This is a genomic window from Methylobacterium sp. D54C, assembly GCF_053345595.1.
Genome location: NZ_JBKFAK010000034.1, coordinates 23839 through 30018 on the forward strand (window position 1 = coordinate 23839; position 6180 = coordinate 30018).

General features: G+C 64.5%; 6 protein-coding genes. 4 read left to right on the forward strand and 2 right to left on the reverse strand.

The window, feature by feature from the left end:
* Positions 1-7: 7 nt before the first annotated feature.
* A complete protein-coding gene (locus tag ACLBYB_RS30095; RefSeq protein WP_447700998.1) occupies positions 8-349 on the reverse strand; it encodes a hypothetical protein in 342 nt (113 codons plus the stop codon).
* A 1955-nt stretch (positions 350-2304) separates the two neighbouring features.
* Between ACLBYB_RS30095 and ACLBYB_RS30100 the strand changes: the two genes are divergently transcribed.
* From ACLBYB_RS30100 to ACLBYB_RS30110, 3 genes are all read left to right on the forward strand, one after another.
* Positions 2305-2937 (forward strand): hypothetical protein, encoded by a 633-nt coding sequence (locus tag ACLBYB_RS30100; protein ID WP_447700999.1) that lies wholly within the window; start codon positions 2305-2307, stop codon positions 2935-2937.
* A gap of 380 nt (positions 2938-3317) precedes the next feature.
* Positions 3318-3470, forward strand: a complete 153-nt coding sequence (locus tag ACLBYB_RS30105) for a hypothetical protein (RefSeq protein ID WP_447701000.1) — start codon at positions 3318-3320, stop codon at positions 3468-3470.
* Positions 3471-3911: 441 nt separating this feature from the next.
* Entirely contained in the window at positions 3912-4994 is a 1083-nt protein-coding gene (locus tag ACLBYB_RS30110; RefSeq protein ID WP_447701001.1) for a TetR/AcrR family transcriptional regulator, read from the forward strand.
* A 425-nt stretch (positions 4995-5419) separates the two neighbouring features.
* Here ACLBYB_RS30110 and ACLBYB_RS30115 read toward each other — a convergent pair whose 3' ends face one another.
* Entirely contained in the window at positions 5420-5713 is a 294-nt protein-coding gene (locus ACLBYB_RS30115) for a hypothetical protein (RefSeq protein WP_447701002.1), read from the reverse strand.
* A gap of 36 nt (positions 5714-5749) precedes the next feature.
* Here ACLBYB_RS30115 and ACLBYB_RS30120 point away from each other — a divergent pair, with 36 nt between their 5' ends.
* On the forward strand, positions 5750-6010 hold the full coding sequence (locus ACLBYB_RS30120) for a hypothetical protein (protein WP_447701003.1): 261 nt from the start codon (positions 5750-5752) through the stop codon (positions 6008-6010).
* Positions 6011-6180: the final 170 nt, after the last annotated feature.

Consider the following 6180-nt stretch of genomic DNA (forward strand, 5'->3'; position numbering starts at 1 on the left):
GGATCGCTCACCGCTCGCCGACTGGCTCCGCCGGCCAGGGCCGGCCCGGGATCAGGACGCTTCGTGTCGTTATGCCGGCCAGGTGGTCGTCGATGGTGCGCGAGACCACCCAGTAGATCCCGAAGTCCACCTTGGTGGAGAGCAGATCGAATATCTCGTCCATGCTCACGATACGGACGAAATTGTCGTTCGCGGCGGCTCCCGGCTCCGCCGTCCGCACCGATCCCGACGGTGTAAGATCAGTGTAGATGTTCGTGGCGGTCATGGATTCCTTCAGGAAAAAGTCCAGGGATATGATCGTCGTCGGTCTGATCGGCATGTCGTCGAGGCAGCGGGCGCCAAGCCGCATGTGTCCTTTCCATGGATACGGACACGACCGGAGACTGCGCCGACGATAGGCTGGAGGATCGCGAGCCTCGCCGTACGATGTTGCTCGATCGTGGCGGCTTGTGTCGGTTGGAAGAGCCGGCTGATGGATGTAAGGGTTGGGCGCGTAAGCGGTTCGGCCGTATTTTGTAATATAGGACCAGCCCGGTCGGTTCTCGAACCGACCGGGCTGGTCCTATGTTACAAACATCCTGCTTACCCGTTCCTAGATTGCGTTCCCCGTCATCCTCTTCGCTTCTTCGAACCGGCGCCTATCCACCGACAGTAGTCGCGCCAGGATTCGTTCTGACGGCCCGCCTGAAGCCGCCTTGTGCCGGTTTCCTCTCCACGCCGGAGCCGTACCCCCCGATCTCCAAACCGCCCGGAGCGACCCTCATGGCCGCCGCACCTTCGCGCTCCGCCTGCGTTCGGCGACGTTACGGCCGCCGGCATCCCATCGGGTTTCAAGCCGGGCCAAGCTGCTCTGACCATGCCATGGTGGGCACGGATGAGATCCTTGCGCCCACTGCGGGGGGATCGAACAACATGTTCGGTTCTCCCTCCTGCGGTTCGCCATAACATGGGAGCCGGACCCGCCGCATGGCCGGCTTCTTCCTTCATCGCATTGCCGCGAGCCTGACCGCCTCTACGGAGCCTCGATACAAATAAGTTTTCTTAGAGTTTCAAGTTATTTGACTGACTTTCTTATCTCGGCACCCATGCTCCCGGCACACCAGGACTTTTTCGACGCCCCGCGCTAATCGCCGAGCGACAGCCGTGAGGCCTCGCCCCAGCAAGCGCCGCGCGTGTCGGCCCACGAGCGATCGGCATTGTGGAAGAGGGACCGTCCGCGCCATGCATAAGGATGCCGAACGGTAAATCGACCAGCGTGGAAGACGTCGCGGCCCGTAAAGACCCCACGCGATAGGGGCCGTAAATTATAGAGTCAGTTGACTTACTAGACTTTGAAGACGTACCCACCATGACCCATGCAGGCGTACGACCTGGGCGAGACGGACGGGTCGGAAGGAACCCGGAGGTCGCGCGCCGCACAGGGGACGGCAAGTCGTTGGCGCGATGCCGATGGTGGCTCTGGATGCGACGTGAGGAGTTCGGTAGCCCGGGGCAGGCGCCCACGGCGGCGCCCGCTCTCGCCGCCAGACCGGTTTAATCGATGGCAAAACTGACAGGCACGAGTTTCGACCGGCAACGGCGTGGGGGCATGCTGCAGCTCCATCCCGGAAATGCCGCGGACAGCGGTCGACGGCCAATGCCGCCATAAAACAGGCAGAACACCCGTCGACGGTCCTGCGACGCAAGAACGAAGCAATCATCGTCGCCGTTTGCCGGCATGCCCAGTCGCCGCTGGACGACTGCCTTTAAGGCCTGCAGCCCACCCTTACCGTGCCGGGCACACTCGTCGCCGAGACTTTGCATGGCACGGCACCGACGGCCTGCCCGAGAAGGAACGCGACAAGCCGAAGACGCGCCTCGCCGATCATCCAATGGCCCACGTGCAGAACGCCGTCGCCTGTGCGGGGACCTTGGCAGGCTGCCTTGGCACGGGTCCGACCTCACGCGTTCGTGAACATGGGCTCTCACCGGCCCAGGACGGCCGTTTCTTCGCACATGGAACGGTCATCTGAAAATTCAGCCGATATCGCTGCGGTGGTCCGCAGGGCCGGTTCGAGGGCGGCCTGACCATGATCCCATGGAGGCACCGGCAACGCACCTTTGGGGCGACGGCATCCGCACGCAAGTCCTCTGGACCCGCTTCCCAAGCATCACAGAACTGGTAACCTGACGCCCGTCGGGATTGATGTTCGAAATTTATGGACTTCGAGCAGGATCAAACACGATAGAGCGGCGCACCAGGCACGTTCGTCCGACGTCCTTGCTGTATTCGCGATTTCAGACTGAGTGAGGACCAGAGGCGTCATGAACGGCACCGGAGATGTTTCCGAGGCGGCGGCTTCCGTCCTGCAGATGCTGTACGCCAGCCGCAGGACCTCGATCCCCCTGGACTCCTTCGCGCTGGCGACGCTCGGCTACCCGTATACGGTGCAGGACGAGGCCGTCGACGAGTTGCGGGGTATCGGCCTCGTCCGGGACGTCAGTTTCAGGGACGAACTCGCGCTGACGGATACCGGTCGGGTCGCGACCGCGAGGATGTGGCCGCGCGGACAGATGCCGGACGCCACGGGGCCGCGCCTGGTCATCGGCGCCTTCGACGGCCAGGACGAACTGCCGGTGCGCCTGGCCGTGCCCGTGCCCGACCTCGCCGACGTCCCCGGCGACAGCCCGTTCGCGCGTGAGATCGCCGCCCAGAGTATGCGCTGCAGCGTCTGGCGCCTGCTGGTGCCGCCGGACAACACGCCCGAGACGCGCCTTCTGGTCCGGCTCGACGAGGGACGTGGCACCGTCACCGAGTTCGTCCATGGTGCGGACACCGGTCACGGGATGCACGTGAGTCCCGGCATCTGGCTTTCGGTCGACCTCTCGGGCCGATGCAGGGAGGTTCGGAGTTCGTTGGAGGAGCTCCTCTTCCTCGTCGCGATGGGTGCCGACTGAGAAACGCCGCCCGCGGGCATTCCGCATGCGCGATCCCGCGCGAGAGCATCCTGAACCTCGTCGTCGAGGCCTGCCCGCACCACCGAGTCGGCTAGCCTGAGCCTGCCGCCGCGCTGGAAGTCACGGTCTTCGACGACACGGCGTCAGAGCCCATTCACCAATCGAAGACCGCGGGGAACGAGGCCGAGATCCTGGCGCAGGAACCCGATGCCCGCGAGGTGAGGCAACCTCTTCCCACGTCATCTGACCGGGCCATCGCTAGGCCGCGCGCTTGGCCGGCGCCGGCAAGGCAGCGAAAGGCGGTAGAGGCGATCAACCGGTCACTTGGCAAGTGATGCCGGTTCCGTTCCAAATCCCGGGCGCAGGCATAGGCATCGACGATGAGTGTCGCGGCCATCGACCATACCGACGAGCAACTGAAGCCCGATGCCGGCTTGGCGTTGGAGATCTTCGGCCGTGACATGCGCGAAACCTACGGCGAACGCGTCTTGCGGCTGGTGCTCTTCGGAAGCCAGGCTCGGCGACGCGCTTGAGGACAGCGACATCAACGTGGCGGTCGTTCTGGACCGGATCGAGGACAAGGCCACTGAGCGGAATCGCCTGGCAGACAACGTCTACGAGGCAATGGTTGAGACTTCGCCAAAATGCCGGCGTGGCCGGTGTCCGAGCGTGAGTGGGTCCATCCCGACGTGCATGGCAATCCGAACCTGGTTAGCGCCATGAGGCTGGACGGCTTCGTGATCTTGTGCCGCGATGATCCGCGACTCACTGTCCAAGGTGTAGCGCTCAGCTGAGGCCCCGAACGCCCGGGCGACCTCGCGCTTGCGGATCCATTCATCCTTCGATCGACGCAAACAGGCATCGCGTGACGGGGGCGGCATCACGATCGGTCGACGCCGCGCGCCCTGCAAAGTGATTCGTTATTTAGTCAGTTGACTTACTATAAGTCGAGCGCCAGATTGCCTACTGTTGTAATGGTGCGCGACATGGCCAGGAAAACGGATCGACCGGAACGGCTGGCCGAGGCCGCCGAGCGGCTCTTCGCCGAACGCGGTTACGCCGCGGTCGCCATCAGGGACGTGGCGGCCGCCGCCGACCTGCCTGCAGGGAACGTATTCTACCATTACCCGAGGAAAGCCGACCTGGCGGTGGCGGTCGCGCGAAGGCATGTCGACGGGATCCAGGGTACGTTCGGCCAGATCCTGGCGGCCATGGACCGAGCCACGGTGGAACGCTTGGCGGCCGCCCTGTCATCCGAGGAGGCGGGGCTGAGCCGGCGCGCCTACGGGATCGCCAGACTGGCCATGGAACTCGCCTCGGAAGGCGAGGACGCCGCAGATGCGAGGATGACCTGCCTCAGGGGGCTCAAAGCGATGGAGGACGGCGTCAGCCGCTGCCTGCTCGATGGCGGCGTCGATGCCCGGGTCGCATCCTCGTGCGCCGCCAGGTTCTCGATGGCGTGGCTGGGTGCCTCGTTGATAGCCAAGGCCAGGGATGCGGGCTGGTGGGAAAGGTCCGCCCTTCCCGAAGTTGTGTCAATCCTGCGGGAAGCCAACGGCAGGCTCGCCGTCGCTCCCTCGCCCCATGAGGCGCCCTCGAACGACATGGCCGGTACCTCGGAAGGGCCCGGACCCGCGCGCAAGCAAACCAAGCGCCGCTCCCACCCGACGCCTGACGCCGTGGGGGCGAAGTCGCGTCCGCCGGCGGGTCGACTTTCAGCCGACGCGAAGCCGGGGGCCGGCTCCGTCGCCCCGCCAGGGTTCGCCACGCCCGCCGACGTGCTGAACGCCGTCGGCAGGATCCTGGACGAAGCCGGCAAACCGCTCCAACGGCGTGAACTCCTCGCCAGGATCGGAGCGCTTCTGCTGGCGGAGCGCGGCCTGGGTATGCCGGGGAGGGATCCATACGAGAACTTGCTGACCATCGTCAGCAAAGACAGGGCAAGGACGTACGTCAACCTTTCGCCCCACGGCATCTGGATCCGTGCTCGCCCGTATGCCCCGTATGGATATGCCCCCGGTGCCGCCTGGAAGCGCGGGCAGGCGCCCGCCTCATAGGCTTGGGGCGGCAGCCTGAACTCAGCCGGGATCCCATCAGGCGGTCGGGCCATATATTTTGCGGACGACCTGCCGAGGCTCGGGTAGCTCCCGCGGCATCGATTCGTACTCCAGACTCGCAAGCGATATCGAAGGCCGGACCATTCTCATAAGTGTAGATCACCTAGATCGGGCCCGCCGAACCCAATTCTGATTTAGTGACGGTAGAATTGGTGTAAAAATCGGTTATCGGTAAGCATAGGGCAATGACGCGTTGTCAAAAAGCATCGGAAAAGGATCCCTGATCGGTGTAAAACAGGGGGCTGTCGCACTCTCGATGCATGATTGCTCAAGGTGCACCGATTATCCGAACTTCGAGCAGATCGAGTTTGGTTCGGCCCGGCATCTACTGCTTCACCAGCTTCAGGCGGGTGACCTGCCCTCGCTCAGGCTGTTCGATCATGGCCCGTCAGCGCCGCGATGACAGCCATCTTGCCCTTTAGGAGGCCACCGGCGAAGGATGCCAGAAGACTACCGGCGGCAGCCTCGATCCGACCGTCGGCGGCCGTTCGCGGATCATTGCCTGCAAGCGGGACAAAAGGGCAGCCTCGGCGGGAGCTTTCCTGGCGGACGCGCTCGGTGCCTTCCACGCCAAAGTCGCGCACGTGCTGACCAGCCGCGGCTCCTCCCTCACTGCCGATGCGTTCGAGGTCGCCTGCGAGCGGCACCGCGTGAAGCATCGCAAAACGCGCCTCTTCACGCCCGGAACGTGAGAAATGGTCGAGCGCTTCAACGGCCGGGTGCGGCGGGAGGTGCTGGGCATCACCCACTACGGCCTCGCCGAACTGGAGATCGTGCGGCGCGACTTTGACGTCGTCGACAACGGCGGCCGCCAGCGCGTGCTGGACTGTCTTTCGCCCGGGATGGTCCCGCGCGGGTGCCTCAACGCCGACCCCGCACCAACCAATCCAACCTACAGTCCGCCCAATCCCAGCGTCATGATGCGCGCCCTGCGCGTCGTCGCCGACGCCGAGTAGGCTTCGCATCCAGACAGCTAAGTCGGACTTGTGGCGGGCAAGGTGTCGGGCGACACGGCAAACTGACCCCCTGACGCCATGAGGACCTGACCCCCTCGAAGAGCGAGGAGGTCGAGATGATCAGGAACGAAGATCAGGCTCTTGAGCGGACGGACGATCCGCGGAGGGCC

Coding starts and splice junctions, on each gene's coding strand:
- ACLBYB_RS30095 (WP_447700998.1), bottom strand. CDS start 349: ATGCGGCTTGGCGCCCGCTGCCTCGACGACATGCCGATCAGACCGACG.
- ACLBYB_RS30100 (WP_447700999.1), top strand. CDS start 2,305: ATGAACGGCACCGGAGATGTTTCCGAGGCGGCGGCTTCCGTCCTGCAG.
- ACLBYB_RS30105 (WP_447701000.1), top strand. CDS start 3,318: ATGAGTGTCGCGGCCATCGACCATACCGACGAGCAACTGAAGCCCGAT.
- ACLBYB_RS30110 (WP_447701001.1), top strand. CDS start 3,912: ATGGTGCGCGACATGGCCAGGAAAACGGATCGACCGGAACGGCTGGCC.
- ACLBYB_RS30115 (WP_447701002.1), bottom strand. CDS start 5,713: ATGCTTCACGCGGTGCCGCTCGCAGGCGACCTCGAACGCATCGGCAGT.
- ACLBYB_RS30120 (WP_447701003.1), top strand. CDS start 5,750: ATGGTCGAGCGCTTCAACGGCCGGGTGCGGCGGGAGGTGCTGGGCATC.